Annotated in this window: 13 protein-coding genes; 1 reads left to right on the forward strand and 12 read right to left on the reverse strand. The window is 41.1% G+C overall.

Annotation, left to right across the window (positions count from 1 at the left end):
* Positions 1-66: 66 nt before the first annotated feature.
* The 8 genes from B3P16_RS13250 to B3P16_RS13285 form a co-directional block, all read right to left on the reverse strand.
* Positions 67-774: a hypothetical protein gene (locus B3P16_RS13250; protein ID WP_286843251.1), complete on the reverse strand. Its 708-nt coding sequence runs from the start codon at positions 772-774 to the stop codon at positions 67-69.
* Entirely contained in the window at positions 764-1,312 is a 549-nt protein-coding gene (locus B3P16_RS13255) for an RNA polymerase sigma factor (RefSeq protein WP_046673667.1), read from the reverse strand. The genes B3P16_RS13250 and B3P16_RS13255 overlap by 11 nt, the downstream gene beginning before the upstream one ends.
* A gap of 143 nt (positions 1,313-1,455) precedes the next feature.
* Positions 1,456-4,053, reverse strand: a complete 2,598-nt coding sequence (locus tag B3P16_RS13260; protein ID WP_046673666.1) for a TonB-dependent receptor — start codon at positions 4,051-4,053, stop codon at positions 1,456-1,458.
* Between the two features lie 750 nt (positions 4,054-4,803).
* Positions 4,804-6,060, reverse strand: a complete 1,257-nt coding sequence (locus B3P16_RS13265; RefSeq protein ID WP_286752718.1) for a YeiH family protein — start codon at positions 6,058-6,060, stop codon at positions 4,804-4,806.
* Positions 6,061-6,181: 121 nt separating this feature from the next.
* A complete protein-coding gene (locus B3P16_RS13270; protein WP_286843252.1) occupies positions 6,182-7,963 on the reverse strand; it encodes an acyl-CoA dehydrogenase family protein in 1,782 nt (593 codons plus the stop codon).
* A 134-nt stretch (positions 7,964-8,097) separates the two neighbouring features.
* Positions 8,098-9,273, reverse strand: coding sequence for an acetyl-CoA C-acyltransferase (locus B3P16_RS13275; protein ID WP_070570298.1), 1,176 nt, complete (start codon positions 9,271-9,273; stop codon positions 8,098-8,100).
* Between the two features lie 30 nt (positions 9,274-9,303).
* Positions 9,304-11,733, reverse strand: a complete 2,430-nt coding sequence (locus tag B3P16_RS13280) for a 3-hydroxyacyl-CoA dehydrogenase/enoyl-CoA hydratase family protein (RefSeq protein ID WP_286843253.1) — start codon at positions 11,731-11,733, stop codon at positions 9,304-9,306.
* A gap of 40 nt (positions 11,734-11,773) precedes the next feature.
* Positions 11,774-12,214: a MarR family winged helix-turn-helix transcriptional regulator gene (locus tag B3P16_RS13285; RefSeq protein WP_046673745.1), complete on the reverse strand. Its 441-nt coding sequence runs from the start codon at positions 12,212-12,214 to the stop codon at positions 11,774-11,776.
* 275 nt (positions 12,215-12,489) lie between these two features.
* Between B3P16_RS13285 and B3P16_RS13290 the strand changes: the two genes are divergently transcribed.
* Positions 12,490-13,452 (forward strand): isopenicillin N synthase family dioxygenase, encoded by a 963-nt coding sequence (locus B3P16_RS13290; RefSeq protein ID WP_070570303.1) that lies wholly within the window; start codon positions 12,490-12,492, stop codon positions 13,450-13,452.
* An 89-nt stretch (positions 13,453-13,541) separates the two neighbouring features.
* On the opposite strand, the gene B3P16_RS13295 is transcribed toward B3P16_RS13290, so the two are convergent.
* The 4 genes from B3P16_RS13295 to B3P16_RS13310 form a co-directional block, all read right to left on the reverse strand.
* Positions 13,542-14,297 (reverse strand): porin family protein, encoded by a 756-nt coding sequence (locus tag B3P16_RS13295; protein ID WP_286843255.1) that lies wholly within the window; start codon positions 14,295-14,297, stop codon positions 13,542-13,544.
* 5 nt (positions 14,298-14,302) lie between these two features.
* Positions 14,303-15,499 (reverse strand): PCMD domain-containing protein, encoded by a 1,197-nt coding sequence (locus B3P16_RS13300; RefSeq protein ID WP_286843256.1) that lies wholly within the window; start codon positions 15,497-15,499, stop codon positions 14,303-14,305.
* A gap of 144 nt (positions 15,500-15,643) precedes the next feature.
* On the reverse strand, positions 15,644-16,006 hold the full coding sequence (locus tag B3P16_RS13305) for an MmcQ/YjbR family DNA-binding protein (protein WP_046673659.1): 363 nt from the start codon (positions 16,004-16,006) through the stop codon (positions 15,644-15,646).
* 478 nt (positions 16,007-16,484) lie between these two features.
* Positions 16,485-17,039: a thioredoxin family protein gene (locus B3P16_RS13310; protein ID WP_046673658.1), complete on the reverse strand. Its 555-nt coding sequence runs from the start codon at positions 17,037-17,039 to the stop codon at positions 16,485-16,487.
* Positions 17,040-17,242: the final 203 nt, after the last annotated feature.

Raw genomic sequence — 17,242 nt, forward strand, 5'->3', positions numbered from 1 at the left:
TATATAAAAAAGCAGCGAGCCATTTCCTATGAAAGAAATAGCTCGCTGCTTTTTATCAGATCACTATTATTTTTTTTCGATTCCAAAACAATGCGGCGGTTTAATTACAGTTACTTGTGCCGAGTTCCGTTCCTCTTTGACGGGGAACATAATTTTCAGACGCCCTTTTGTTCCCTGCCATTTTGGTCCAAACTGCAGAAGTCGAACCGCTTCATCAACGAGAGCCTGATCTGGTTGTCCTTCAGCACTGATATGAGTAGGCACTCCATTTTTGTCGATCGTAAAATTGACAATAATTTCGCCACCTCTTACAGATGTAACGGACTTCTGATTGAGGTACTGTTCAAAAATTTTCCATCCTTCACGCGGCGTTGCATCACCTCCATCCAACAATGGTTCAACAGACACCTTATTTTCAGGCTCGCTCAACTCTACATCCGTTGTACGCTCCGCTTTACCGCTAAAATGTCTAAAATAGAGCAAGGCCAATAAAGTCACAAAAAGTACCCCTGCGGTAGCGCCTATCGCCAAACGCTGCCAAGTGAAATATTGGGCATGTCTTGTCGCCACGGTATCTTCTACACGACGATTGAGGCGTTGCTGCAATAGACTCAATTGTCGGGCATCCACACCATTCTGTAATCGATAACCATCGATAGCATCTTGTAAAAAGGGATCTTCCAATGCTTCTCGTTCCAGTTGAAACATGTCCTCCTTAGTCATTAAACCATGGATGTAATTATGAATCCGTGATAATTGATAATTATTTTCCATTTTCTTTCCTTTCCATACAGATTTTTAGATTGCGCTTTCCGTTTTGAATAGCACTCTTGACCTTATTCAAGTCATATCCGGTCAAATCTGCAATATCTTTATAACATTTTTGCTCGAGATAGAACAAACGTACACATTTTTGTTGTTCATGGTTTAAAGTCTGCATACATCCCTCCAGTTTCTCAAAGTCTTTTTCTTCCCATTTGACTTCACTGGTATCATTTAACTTTTGTTCACTTTCGAACAAATTGTCTTCAATATCAACCTGTGTTGTCCGCTTATCTTTACGTAACTGCATCAGGCAATAATTTTTGCTGTAAACGTGTAACCAGCTCTTAAAATTATCGACTTCATATTGCCGAAGCTTCGTGATAAGTTCTTCAAATATCTGCATCACAGCATCCTGACTACGGTCGGGGTCTTGTAAGTATTTAAAGCACACACCATAAAGCAAAGACATATAGGGCGAATATAGTTTCCCTAGCGTAGACAAGTCACCGCTTGTTTTATAGTGTTGTAAAAGCTCTTTTTCGTTCATGCGCAAATCATTCACCTTAATGATGATTTAAGATACAAATTTCCATATATAAAAAAAGGAGCTATTGAAAATTAGCGCAAAACAAAAACCGTCCCCATAACGAAATGGAGACGGTCGATAAAAATATAATATGAATTACGGATTTAATTTCCTTGTTTCCAATTGTATCGCAGTGTAACACCGTAGGTCCGCGGATCGGCAACTACCCCTGCATACTGTCCATAGCTTCCAGGTGCTGCCAGCAATTGTTCGTAGTAATCTTTATTGGTTAGATTTCTACTCCACACAAACACCGAAATACCATTCGATCCCCTGAATCCTAGCCGAGCGTTCAATACCGAATAGGCATCAATGTTTAGGTACTGTGATGGTGAGGAACTGGATGAGAATTTAGAACGGTGAAATAGGTCTGCGCCCAAAAAGTAAGATCCATTAATTCCGATCAGCTTCCCACTTTTATTCGCTTCGCCGCCCAAGGACCAAGACCATTTGGAAACACCAGGAAGGACGCCACCAGAGATATCTTTAAAAGCTTGCGCTCCGCCAACCTCTTCTAAGGGAACAGGTGCATTGGTAAATTTAACATATTTGGCATCAGTATAGGCCAATGCTCCATTCAATCGGAGAAAGTGTCCGATGTTGATATTTCCATCCAATTCAACACCCTTTACACGTACCTTTTCGGCATTGGCCAGATAACCACGGTTTACCCCAGGCTCTGGTGTCTGCACTTGCGTCTGATAGTCTTTGATATCCGTTTGGTAGACGGTCAGATTGAGGAGTGTATTGCGTGTCGGATTCGTCTTCACACCAATTTCCTTATGACGGACAGCCTCCGGTTTTACTTCGGCGAGATCCAGCAGCACTGCTCCATTTGCTGTCGGCAATCCACCGACATTGATACCGACTGGCTTATAGCTAATAGAATAAGTTGCATAAGCATTTATCTTCGGATTGAAGCGATATCTTGCCGAGAGCTGGCCTGAAAAATTATCGGCATCAGCATTGACATCAAAAGTCTGGTTTGTATACACACCATTCTTTAAAGCAAGCAAGGCGGGGTCTGATGTCTGCAAGCCGCCATAGGTCTGTCTATCGTAGTTTGCAACCTTTTTATCATAGTTGTAACGCAAACCAGGTAAGATGTGTAATTTTGGCGTAACAGCCCAATCGATCTGCGTATAAGCAGCTAAACTCGTACTCTTGATGCCATAAACGGTTTTGATTCCAAAATTATCGAATAAGCCCGGAGTTTGCCACAAAGCACTGGTAGAGCTTTTTTGAAAACGCCAAAAGGCAGATCCTGTTTCTTCGGTATGTACGGGGTCTGTGCCCAGATCCTGCCAAAGGCCAAATAACCCAACAACCCCGCTGACCTTTTCACTGATTTTTCCAGAGTATCTGAACTCCTGTGACCACTGGTTATGGACGGAATTACCTGCTGAAACGGTGTATACCGGAAGTCCTAAGTAATCACGGTCATTGAGCGGAACCCACGTCCATGTTCGCCAAGCAGAAGTAGAGGTCAGTGTCCCTTCTCCAATCTTGATATCGGCATTCAATGCGACCCCACCCAATTTATTATCGGCTTTGGATTGCGTATCCAGATCTATCTTACGTTCGAAAGCACTTTTATAGGGCAACTCGTAGCCAAGATCTTTAATAATTGCATCAAACTGTCTATAGTCTGCACGCTGTGTTTTTACAACTCCGGCAACCGCCCAGCCATAACCGTCCGGTTTTTGTGATGACAGGTCCCCAGAAAGTACGAGTTTGATATTTTCGGTTGGGGTAAACAGCAATTGCCCTCTAAAGCCCAGGTTGTTGATATCATTGATCTTCCTATTGGTATGTACATTAAACAAGTTTCCATCCCGCTGTGTACCAGAGAAAGAAGCTCTCGCTGCCAAGTTTTTGGCCAATGGTCCTGAGATTGAAGTCTTCGCCTGAATAAACCCCTGGTTTCCATAGCTGACTTCCACATTGGCCTCGGGCGTAAATTGAGGCAGACGTGAGGTGATATTGAAAGCTCCCGCGGTTGTATTTTTCCCAAAGAGGGTACCCTGTGGTCCCCGCAGTACTTCAATCTGATCAATATCAATGAAGTCTAGCCAAGTTGCGGCAGGACGAGCAATATATACGCCATCAAGATAAAACCCAACACCAGGATCAATCCCATCATTGGTGAGGCCATAGGTGGAACCAAGTCCGCGTATGTTAAGTGTTGTATTACGTGCGTTCGATGCATACAACTGAACAGTTGGCACCAGTTCTTTCAACCGGTTAACATTAAATGCGCCGGCATCTTCCAATGCTGCTCCACGAATAATTGATACGGGAATAGGCACGTCCTGCAATTGCTCTTTCCGACGACGTGCGGTGACGACCACTTGATCCAATGCTTCCAATCGTGGTGTAAGCTCAATCACGGCCGGAGAATGATCTACCACGATGTGACGAGTTTGATAACCGACGATGGATACGATCAATGAAAATGGTAATTTTTGTCCAGTTACAAACTGAAAAACTCCTTTACTGTCTGTTTTTACTTGGTGCGTAACAGCTTCCAGCTGAACCGTTACCCCCTGTAATGGTTCTTTTGTTACGGCGTCAATTACGGTACCTGTTAATGAGGCATTTATAATAGGTTTAGGATTTTCTACTTGCGCATAGCTGTGGTAAGAACCCGTTAAAAGCAAGCTAAAAACGACGCTAATTCGAAAAATAGCATTTTTTTTCATAAATTTATTCAGTTTAATGGTGAATCTAAACAAGTGCCAACGCCAATCGATACTTGCTTCATTGTTAAAACTTTGTGAAAGGGAAGCCTCGGCTTCCCTTTTCTAATATAAGAGAGTGTAAGAGAGAAATTTTAACAACACATTCGTTTTTGGCAACTTTCTAGGCCAACAACAGCTCCTTCTACCGAAGCAACCAATAAACTTGTTTTTGAAGAGTAATTTTGTTTCATTCTTTTTATCTTGTTATTTTCTTTTATTTCATACTGCATAAAGCAAATCCATATATGCACTTATAGCGTGGCAATTTCAAACAACTTTAAATACATACCTTTCTACAAAATCAATTTCATGGTTAGTTGGATTCATAGTCAAGTCAGTCTTTTTTGCCCACCTTTCTATTTACCTGAAAATCAGATAACGATACAAATATATAAATATTTTTTAAAAGACTACTAATTTGATAGATTTAATAATATTTTTTTTAAAATACCATTAACCATTAATTTTAAGGCACTTAAAGAGAATAAAAAGGCTAATCGCATTTCATCCGGTGTGAAAAATCATGAAAGCTACAGTCGTCTTCAAGATGATCTACTGCATGCGGCTGGCTTTGGACTTATGAAGTGAGCTGTAAAAAGCGGTGAATCCGAGAGTGTATGAGGAGCACGGAACAAAAAAGGCCGTCCTTGTTGGACAGCCATTTTTACAATCATATTTAACGATCCGCCTCAGATCATAACACTTACCTTCTTAGCGGAATAACACCAGCGCAATCAATAAAGTAATAATAACATTAAAAGTCTGGGCAATCAGAAAGGCATATAGCGGTTTCTTGTTGTCTTGGACAAAAAGATCCTTAAAGTTCGTTTCCAAACCTATTGATGTAAATGCTAAGGTAAACCAGAGACCCTGCAGGTTTTTCAAACTTCCTTTGACGGCGTCGATCTTCTCAGGGGAGATAACGAATGAAAATAGCAACGATGCAAACACAAATCCCAGCACAAACTTCGGGAAACGCTCCCATATAATTTTCAATGTCGGTTTATCGCGCTTGGTTTCATCATCAACAGATTTAGCGTAGGTCCAATAAATACTAATGGCAAAAGCAGCCAGCCCCAACAATACATTTTGGGAAAATTTCACAATGGTACTGATCTTCAACGCTTCTTCACCGACCAAGGAGCCAGAAGCTACTACAGCTCCGGTTGTATCAATACTTCCTCCAAGCCAAGCTCCGGTAACTTCTTGCGACAAGCCCATCCACTCCGCCATATAGGGCATGAAAATCATCATTGGAATTGCTGTAATCAGGACCAACGAAATCACATAGGAAAGTTTTTTGCTATCGCCTTTGATGGCTCCAGATGTTGCTATTGCGGCGGAGACACCACAAATAGAAACCGCACTCGACAGCATCAGGGACATTTCCTTGTCAATCTTTAGCTTTTTACAGATCCAAAACGCGAAGTACCAAACAGACAGCACAACGGCCAGTGCTTGAATAAGCCCCAAAGATCCCGCTTTGAGAATATCTCCGAAAATCACTGTCGTTCCGAGCAAAATTAAGCCTATCTTGACATACAGTTCCGTACTGAGTGCCTCTTTAAACCAATTGGGCAGTTTAAAGCAATTGCTGATAATTAAACCGATAATCAAACTAAAAATCACAGCTTCGAGATTATATTCTTTCACCGTTGCGTTGCCTGCCAAAATCAGGGCAAATACCGTAAGGATAAATACAGTCGGAAATACAACTAATAAATATTTTACAGATTTTCCCAAAAGAAACGCGCCTAATATCGCCGTAACGAATACAAAAATAAACTGCTCAAAAAGCTTCAGTAAATTGGTCGGTTCGAATATCGTTGAGACGAGTTCGGCAGAATTACTCCACGAAAAACTAGGTACCGGCGCAACAATTCCTGAGAGAGCAAGAAATATGGTAGCAATCCCCAAAATGACGACTACCCAGTCTTCTGTAAATGCAAATGATTTTGAAGATGTCATAGAATGGTTAGGGTTTAAAGGTTAAATTTAACATAATTACCGTTACTTTCTAGTATTGTAACACAAAAATGGCCGAAGATTTCTCTCCGGCCATCAACCAAAACCAATAATCTATTATCAATCAAAAACAATATTTATTCTCATCGATCAATTTTTTTGCGATTCGCTGACGTGCATCTTTCACATTAAATGGCTGTGCTTTTGTGAATCTGCGCAAACCAACTAACATCATATTCAGTTCGTCGCCTTCGCCAAAAGAATATAATGCTTCTTTGCCAGCAGCGCTAACTTTATCAATAGCACCATACAGGTAAATTTTAGCCATATCTTTCGCATAGTCTGCTTTAGCTGATCCTGTATGCAGCAATTTTTCCGCACGCAACAAGACTGACTCAGTGATATAAACATATCCGATAATATCTGCAATGTTCATGAGGATTTCCTCCTCTTTGGAAAGAGACATCATCAATTTTTGCACAGCTGCTCCGGCAATCAATAGGCCTGCTTTTTTAAGGTTTGCCACAATTTTCTTTTCTGCAGCAAAAGGTGCGTCGTCCTCTTCACCAAAATCTGGAATAGCTAGAAGCTCTCCGGCTACAGCTTGCGCTGGTCCCATCAGATCCAATTCACCTTTCATGGCCCGTTTTAACAACATGTCAACCACAAGTAATCGATTCACTTCATTGGTACCTTCAAAAATCCTGTTGATCCGTGAGTCCCGATAAGCGCGTTCCATCGGCGCATCTGCAGAATAGCCCATTCCACCATAGATTTGCACGCCCTCATCAACCACATAATCCAACATCTCCGAACACCATACCTTGATGATAGCACACTCAATTGCGAACTGCTCCACAGACTTCAATTTTGCTTTCGCTTCATCCATACCACCAGCGATCAATGCATCATAGGCATCATCGATATTTTGACCCGCGCGATATGACGCAGATTCCACAGCAAACAAACGTGTTGCCATTTCAGCGAGCTTATAACGAATGGCACCAAATTTAGAAATCGGCAGATTAAACTGCACACGTTCATTAGCATACTGCACCGCATGATTAATCACCATACGTGCCGAACCAATTGTGGCAGCGCCCAGTTTTATACGTCCAATATTCAGGATATTTACAGCAATCTTAAATCCGTTTTCACGATCAGAAAGCATATTTTCTACGGGCACAGCACAGTCATTAAAAAAGATTTGACGTGTTGACGACCCTTTGATGCCTAATTTATGTTCTTCTGGATTCATCGTGATACCACCAAAATCCTTTTCGACAATAAATGCCGTCAGATTTTTATCATCATCGATTTTTGCAAATACGATAAAGATATCTGCAAAACCACCATTTGTAATCCACATTTTTTGACCATTGATCAAATAATGTGTTCCTTCAGCGTTTAATTTTGCGGAGGTACGTCCAGAATTTGCATCCGATCCGGCATTGGGCTCTGTCAAACAATATGAAGCTTTCCATTCACCGGTAGCAAGCTTTGGAATATATTTCGCCTTTTGGGCATCATTACCATAATACAAAATAGGCAGTGTTCCGATTCCCGTATGAGCAGACAATGCGACAGCAAAAGAAAACCCACCCCCTACCGCATCTGCAACAAGCATAGACGTGTTAAAATTTTTGCCGAAACCACCATATTCTTCGGGAATAGAAACTCCCAGCATCCCGAGTTCACCGGCCTTATCCATCAAACTAGGCATAAGCCCCTCCTCTTGTGCATCTATACGATCAAGTTTGTTCAATACCTCCGTATCCAAGAAATCCAAGCAAGTTTGACGAATCATTTTGGCTTCTTCATCAAATTCTTCCGGAATAAAAACTGCTGTATAGGGCGTCTCCCTAATCACGAACTCTCCGCCTTTAATTGCTTTATTTTCGCTCATTGTCTTTTTAGATTTGTATGGGCAGCAAAATCTTGCTATGCGACGAATGCTGTCCACAATGTTGTTAAATACTTCTATTCGCTATGAGATCAGAGATCCATATTTTAATTATATCGCTGTTTTTAAAGACCTATTTAGTCCAATAACTCAAAAATACCAGCTGCTCCTTGGCCAGTTCCAACACACATCGTCACCATGCCGTATTTTTTGCCTCTACGCTTTAACTCATTTAGGACCTGGACTGTCAATTTCGCGCCTGTACAACCAAGTGGATGCCCTAATGCTATAGCACCACCATTGACATTCACTTTCTCTTCGTCTAATCCGAGTTCGCGAATAACGGCTAACGATTGAGACGCAAAAGCTTCATTCAGTTCAAATAGATCAATATCTTCTTTTTTAAGCCCAGCTTTCGCCAAGGCCTTTGGTATAGCGTAGATAGGTCCTATGCCCATAATGCGCGGTGGAACACCTGCCACAGCAAAACTAACAAGCTTTGCAATTGGTTTAACACCAAGTTCTTTCACTTTTGCTTCAGACATCACCAAGACAAATGCTGCTCCATCAGAAGTTTGTGAGGAATTCCCCGCCGTTACTGAACCATTCGCTGCAAAGACTGGTTTTAGTTTCCCTAAAGCCTCCAGGGAAGTATCAGCCCGAGGACCTTCATCTGTATCAACAACATATTCGCGCGTTGCAATCTTACCGTCTTTCAGATAATTTTCTTTTACAGTAATAGGCACAATCCCATCTTTCAAATGACCGTTTTGAATGGCTGCAACTGCCTTTTGATTTGATTTAAGTGCAAAAGCATCCTGATCTTCGCGTGAAACATTGTAATCTTTGGCTACGGCTTCGGCAGTCAATCCCATTCCCCAATACCAGTCAGGATGCTCTTTTGCCACAACAGGATTAGGCACAATCTTCCAACCTCCAAAAGGCATTCCGGACATCACCTCTACACCACCGGCAATGATAACATCTGCCATCCCAGTCTTAATCTTTGCTACCGCGGTCGCAATGGTTTCTAGGCCTGATGCGCAGTATCGGTTAACGGTTACTCCCGGGACCTTATCCGTGTCCAATCCCATCAGTGAAATGAAACGGGCCATATTGAGTCCCTGCTCCGCTTCCGGCATGGCATTCCCAACAATGACATCATCTATATCTTCTTTATTTAAATTCGGCACAGTGGATACAAGATGTTTAATAACATCCGTGGCTAAATCATCGGCCCGCATAAAGCGAAATACTCCCCGGGGCGCTTTGCCTACTGCAGTACGAAATCCTGCTACTATATATGCTTCCATTATTTTTAATTTTTTCGTGAGTAGTGAGTTCTAGTTCCGTAAAGGCTTACCCTTGGTCAACATAAATTGAATTCTTTCAAGCGTTTTGCGTTCAGCACAAAGCTCAAGGAATGTTTTACGTTCAAGATCCAGTAAATACTGTTCAGACACTTCCGTCGGTGACGATAAATTTCCACCACACATTACCCAGCCTAGTTTCTCTGAGATCTTACGATCATAATCAGAGATGTAATTGCCTTCACGCATTGATGAAGCGCCCACATAAACGATTCCTAATCCTTGATTTCCCAAAACTTTGATATCATTGCGAGGAGCAGGCTGAACATAACCCTCATCTGCCAATTCTAATGCCTTTGCCTTAGCATCCGCCAGAAGACGGGCACGATTCATGGTGATTGCAAATTTATCTTTCTGCAAATAGCCGAGCTCATAGGCTTCATAGGCAGAAGTCGAAACTTTTGCCTGACCAATAGTCAGGAATTTATCTTTTAACGTATTTTGGACAATTTGATCATCTTTAAATTCCTCCGAGGCACGTAGCGTAAATTCTTTGGTTCCGCCACCACCAGGAATAACACCAACCCCCAGTTCAACCAAGCCCATATAGGTTTCGGCATGAGCCTGAACAAAATCGGCATGCATGGAGAATTCACAGCCCCCACCAAGCGTCATTTGAAATGGCGCAACGACTACAGGTATTGACGAATAGCGTAAGCGCATGGATGTATTTTGAAATGCACGAACGGCCATATTCAATTCATCAAAATCCTGTTCTACGGCCATCATGAAAATCATTCCGATATTGGCTCCAGCAGAAAAGTTTTTTCCATCATTGGACACCACTAAACCGCGATACTCTTTTTCAGCGAGGTCAATGGCTTTATTCAATCCCTGGATAACATCCCCACCAATGGTATTCATCTTGGTATGAAATTCACAATTAATGATACCATCGCCCAGATCAATAATAGAAACACCCGTATTTTTCCAGATTGTCTTACTTTCCCGGATGTGATCCAATACGATCAGATCTTCGGTACCGGGAATAGCTTTATACGATTTGGTCGCAATATCATAATAGTGACGTACACCATTTTCTATTTTATAGAATGATTCATATCCGGCTTCCAACATCTCGTGTACCCAGGAAGCAACCTCCCCGTCCTGACCCGGAAGTCGTTTTTCTTCGGCCTTAATTTTAGCTAAGGTCTCGCGAACACCTAGCGCATCCCATACTTCAAATGGTCCTAACTCCCAACCAAATCCAGCACGCATGGCATCATCGATCCGGAAGAAGTCATCTGTAATTTCGGGAACACGGCGGGATACATATTCAAACAATGGATAATGCATGGCACGGAAGAGTTCCGCCGCTTTATCGGTTCCTTGTTCATATACTTTCATCCGCTTGCGGATATCCTCCACAGGCTTGGTAGCTTCCAAAGTAGTGGATTTCACTTTTTGCTGTGAACCAAATTCCAGTGTTTTTAGATTTAAAGATAAAATCTCCGAATTACCATCGGCAGCTTTTACTTTTTCATAAAACCCTTTCTTGGTTTTCTCACCCAACCATTTATTCTCGACCATCTTGCTGATGAATGCAGGAAGCTGGAAAACGCCTTTGGCTTCATCTTCTGGGGCATTCTGCGCCAGTCCATTGGCAACATTCACCAAAGTATCAAGTCCTACCACATCGGCTGTACGAAAAGTCGCCGATTTGGGATGCCCCATTGCAGGACCAGTATATTTGTCGACCTCCTCAACGGTCAATCCAAGAGGTTCCACTAAATGAGTAACCGCCAACATCGAATAAACACCGATACGATTACCAATAAACGCCGGAGTGTCTTTACATAACACAACCGATTTACCCAGCATTTTGTCACCAAAGTGAAGTATAAAGTCAACAACCTCTGGCTTGGTATGCGGTGTTGGAATGACTTCCAATAAAGGGAGATAGCGCGGCGGATTGAAGAAGTGTGTGCCGCAGAAATGATCTTTAAAATCTTCACTTCGCCCTTCTGTCATTAAATGAATAGGGATACCAGAAGTATTGGAAGTAATCAATGTCCCAGGTTTTCGAAATTGCTCAACACGCTCAAAAACAGATTTTTTAACATCGAGCCGCTCAACAACAACCTCGATAATCCAATCCACAGAAGCAATGTCTTTTAGATTATCGTCAAAATTCCCTGTTTTGATACGTCTTACAAATGACTTGCTATAAATTGGCGAAGGGTTTGTTTTTAAAGCCGTTTCTAAGGAGCTGTTGACAATTCGGTCCCGAACGATCTTACTCTCCAAAGTTAAGCCTTTGGCTTGTTCTGCCGGAAGCAGTTCGCGCGGAACAATATCCAACAGCAAAACTTCAACACCAATGTTAGCAAAATGACAAGCAATTCGCGAGCCCATAACACCCGATCCGAGAACTGCCACTTTTCTAATATTTCTGTTCATCATAACATATTTATCATGCACTTCTGTACATTTGGTTTAATTCCTAGATGATTACTTCTTCTTTGTAACTTGTTGCGAGCTCATTGAGTTTCGCTAAAGAAGCAATCAATTGATCCCGTTCATTTTCTGAAAAATTGTCCGCTAAATATTGATTGAAATTACGAACAACATCTTTAGCAATCCGTCTTTTCTCTCGCCCCAATTCGGTTAAATACACTTTTACGGACCTCTTGTCGGTCTCACTCGTTTCGCGGTATATAAATCCCAATGACTCCAAATTATTCAACACCCGAGACAAACTAGTTGTTTTAACTCCTGTCAAATTTGCAATCTGAGAAACAGGTGTACCCTCTTTATGGATGTTAATCAAAATATATCCCGCAGCCTGGGTAAAACCGTACTGCGAAGCAATTTGATTATATTTATTGGCTATTGTCTGCCAGCCTGTTTTTAAAAAATAATCGATTGTCTGATTTTGGTTCATAAGCGTACTCACAAGCTATTTATTATGCTTGCATAACAAATATACCAGTTAGCAATTAGAATAACAAGTTCGAAATTATAAATTTTGTCATATGTTCGTCAGCATAATTCGGCATACTTACCTAACGATACTTGTCGTCAATTGTGAAATGTGGAAAACTTTTAAACACTGACATACAGCAAAATAAACAGAAACACAAAACTTTTATTAACAGCCCCTGTTTAATAATCAAAATTAATTCCGTTAACTTTGTCCTGAACAAACATCAACACTGTATGGCTTTAGTAAACATACCTCGCTTGGACTTGCTACATTATACACAAGGAACCCAAGAACAACGAAATCAATTTATCCAAGATATTGGCAAAGCTTTCAATGAAACAGGCTTTGTAACGATTGCAAATCATGGCTTATCAAAAGAGCTGATTGAGGAATTATATCAGGTGGTTCCTGAATTTTTTGCTTTGCCTACTGAGATCAAGGAAAAATATGAATTTCCAGAACTTGCAGGTCAACGTGGCTATACCGCAAAAGGAAGAGAAAAAGCCAAAGACGCGAAAACACCTGACTTAAAAGAATTCTGGCAACGCGGTCAAACGATTGTTGGTGAAGAATATTCCAAAGCTGATTTTCCGGACAATCCTGAAGTAGCTGAAATTCCTCGCTTTAATGGCGTAACCGCTGAGGTTTATAAAAAACTAGAAGATACAGGCCGCGACTTATTGAAAGCGATCGCGACCTACCTCGATCTGGAAGAAAATTACTTTGAACAATATGTCATCAACGGTAATTCTATTCTACGTGCTATCCATTACTTCCCAATAAACGATCCTGACGCCTTAGCCCCTGACGCAGTACGCGCAGGCGCCCACGAAGATATTAACCTCATCACCTTATTGATTGGAGCTAGTGCGGATGGTCTTGAAGTGATGACAAAAGACGGGGAATGGTTTCCTATCAAAGCCAAAGGTGAAGATATCGTCATCAATGTAGGTGATATGTTGCAACGGTTAACAAACAATAAGTTGAAATCTACTACGCATCGCGTAGTAAACCCACCACGTGAGAAGATGGGTACTTCCCGTTTTTCTATTCCTTTCTTTTTACATCCAAAATCCGCCATGAGTTTGGCTTCATTGGATTCCTGCATCGATGCGGAACACCCGAAGGCCTACGAAGATTATACCGCCGGTCAGTACCTGGATGAACGCTTAAGAGAAATCGGATTAAAAATGTAAAACTCCGCATCATTTAAATGAGCATAACAGTATAAAAAAAGAAATGGCCGATCCTAGGATCGGCCATTTCTTTTTTATGGATATTAAAGCTATTTCAATTTATAACCTATACCAACATTCATAAAGATATTATGTAACCCGAAGCTAATACTTTCAAATCCGGTTTTCATAATATTATTGAAGCCATAATCCAACTGTGCCAACGCAAAGAATCTTTTGTCGATAGCATAATGTGCGCCCAAACTCATACCAACATCAATACTTCTAACACTCTCCGAGAAATCATAATCAGCATTATCTACAACAATCTTATTTCCGGTAGGCTCCTCATGCCTAAGATAGCCGTTGTAGGCCTCGCCATAGAATTCCTTTTTTACCGCAAAAGAAATGTAAGGACCTGCCTGTACATTCCAACGATTTGAAAGCTGATAGGTAGCTTGGATCGGAACAGTCAGATACAGGTTATGTACTTTTGTTGTGATATCACCCGTATAATAACCTCTCAGCTCCTCTTTTGCATCATTCACCGCATTGAATGTCGTCTTGTATCCTTTAACACTCGCCTCTGTATCCATTCCCTTTCCTTCGAAGACGATTCCCAAAGATACTCCCCATTGGGAATCAATATGATAGTTTGCCCTTGCTCCGACAAAAAAGGGAACATTAGGATTATAGCTTTTAATCTTTCGAATTTCACGTGGCAATGATAGGGGGGCTGCGCCGCCGATCTTACCGCCTACTATCACATCAAAACCCAATTTACCCTCATCCGCTGTGTTTTCCTGCGCATTGACAATAGATCCTATCAAAACCATCGCAGCCAGTGCGATTGTATATTTTATCATTTTCATTACTTCTTCGTTACAATTTTGAGATCATCCACCGTCAACTTACTACCGACAGCACCTATAAAATTATCACCATATTTACTCGAAGACATTACAATCGCAATGCTATAATCCAAATTGGCAACATCAGCTTCGTTTACTTTCGCCGTGTACTTAAATGGCAATGTAAACTTGACAAAATCATCAGCCTTGGTTGCGCCCCCATTTTCCAACCTGGCAATAGCCACAATACTTGGATCTTTTAAAATATTATGTCCCGTCAAATAGGAAACTTTCTTGTTGGGATCAGATTGCGAGTCCATAAGCTGCTTGCGATTATAGAAAACCGCATAGATATCACAGGAATCCTTGGTATTAACAGGTTTCATGTTTTCATCCGTCACCGTTGCGCCAGGACTATACTTATAGTAACCTTCCAAGGCCAGCGGTATCTGATTGAAAGGAAGGCCAAACTGCGTTGCCGATAGCGGGTCTGTCAATACAGGTCCTGTATCAAACGCTCCTATAAAAAGATTTCCGGCAGCAATAGGTTTCTTGAACATCGCCCCAAAAGCACCGGTCAACTTCGTTTCCAATAAAGCCGCTTTCGATCCTGAATGTGCATCCGAACTCGCTTTAGTGGGATATGATTCGGGGTCCTTGGTACCTCCTCCTAAGCTCAATGTCAAGGAGAAACTTGGATTTCCGGAAGCCCAATTATAGAAATCCTGGCCATCAATTTTATTATAAAATATGGTGTATTTATCATCCTTATCAATCGCCGTATCTTCAAAACCATATGCTGTTGGAACAAATCCACCATCTGTTTTCACAATTTTAATCAGGTAGTTTTTTGTAAACTGATGATCTTCGGACGTAACTTTATAATATACGCCGTTTTTTAGCAATTCATCAATAATTACTTTATTCATATCCTGAGTTCCGGCAGGCATTTTCAAAGAATCCTTCAAAAGCTCAATGGATGCACCAGGAGTCAGGTCAAAAGTCATATTCAATTTGGTAAGATCATGAATATTGGGCTGAAGGTAAAGTGTAACTTGCGTATTTGAGATGACCGGGTTCAGCAAAAAGATATCTTCATCGGCATGAACAGCGATAATATCCGCTTCCATATTGAGCGCTTCTTCCTTTATACAACTTCCCAAACTGAAAAGAAGCATAAAACAGATTATCCACGAGTAACTTCGTGTTCGTTTCATAAAAATAATATTTAGTGTAAATTTATCGACCAATGCTTTGAGCAATGCACTGATTTTAGCAAAGCTACCAATCCTAGCCTCAAAAAAAGTCATTTAAACGACTTTTTCTGAATAGACAACTAATTCTTTACACGCAAAGTCCGGTTATAGCCCTTTGACTTCCGATCTTATTTTACTGGGCAGACTTTCAACAATAAGCTGATAGCTGTGTAAAATCAATTCCTCTAGCTTTCTATCATCAATCTCTTGGTTGGCAACCACGGTATTCCAGTGCTTTTTATTCATGTGATAGCCCGGCAGTACGGTATGCTCATAACGTTCCCGCAATTCAATGGCCCTTTCGGGGTTACACTTAACATTAAATCGTAACCCATCAACCTGATCCAGGCCTACCAACAAAAAAATCTTACCACCTACCTTAAATACCAATGTATCTGGCCCAAAGGGAGTCTCCTCCATCACCGGCCCAATCGATAAACAATAATCTCTTAGATCCTCAATATTCATATTTTTTTAGTTTTAGTTGTCGCTCAAGCAAACTGAAAAAGCCACCATAAAAATGGTCCATAATTCATATAAAGCTAACAAAAACACTGGATCGTTTTACTTAAAATCTTTTGATCTTTCGCAAAGGCGACATTAGGTCTATTTGCCCTAAAGAAATTACGTTACGCCGAAAATAGGTCCAAAATAAGCTGGAACTAGACAATAGCAAGAGTCAGATAACTTCAGCCTTTACAGGGATTAGCGACGGACATGAAACGTAGCTTCAGCGGTACTTCTTCGCTTGCAACCGAGGAAGTACCGAACAAGCTCCGACTAATCTCCGAATATCGTATACTTATCTTACCTGGAAATAGGTTTAAATAGCTCCGGGTTTAACAGCAGTTTTTCAAACCATGCTCAGGAAAGACCAGGTCTATTCCTGAGATGATGATCCGGTTAAACTTAAAAATTGCCAGTCTATTATAAGGATGTAATTTTCTTATTTTTCGAGCAGTGCCTGGATTTCCTTTTGGATTTCGGTTCCTTTATCGGCATTGTACCACTTTTGAATCTCCTCTTTGATTTCGGAGAAATCTGCCCCTTGCGCTTTCATATGCAAAAACAGCTCCTGGCAGGCTTGAGGTCTTGGGCCCCAGACAGCCAAATCCTGCCCCTGTTCGTTACGTATCACCAGAATTGGAATAGATTTGCCTCCGTTTGTTAGATAAGAATCGATCAGAAACGGAGCACTATCACGCAGTTGGATATCCACCGTGATATTGGGATTTTTTGAGGCCATCTTCGCCAACATAGGTACCGAATGCGCCGCATCCCCGCACCAAGGTTCAGTAATAATGATCCATTGTTGCTTTTCAGTAATTGACTCAACAAATTGTTCAAAAGTCGACGTTGGTTCGAAGCGTTTTAACCAACGGCCCATTCTTGTCCAGTTCATTTTTGTGTACTGATAATATTCATCATCTTGATAGGTAGGGTGATTCTCAGGATGATTTAAGATATCTTCGAATTGTTGTAAGTAATTTTCAAACGTCATAATACCAATTTTGTGCAAAGGTAAATTTTACTTCCAACTTTCTCAAACAACCTTCCGCCAACAATCTGTATTGAATGCAATAAAAAATAGGATGCTCAAAAAGTACATGTACAGCAAGAAAAAATGTGATTTCCTCTACCTTATATACCAAAGATTTTACATTCAGAAGAGATGTTTTACATTTATTAACGATTAAGTAAATT

It is taken from the genome of Sphingobacterium sp. UBA7631 (assembly GCF_002483935.1).
Lineage (GTDB): Bacteria > Bacteroidota > Bacteroidia > Sphingobacteriales > Sphingobacteriaceae > Sphingobacterium > Sphingobacterium multivorum.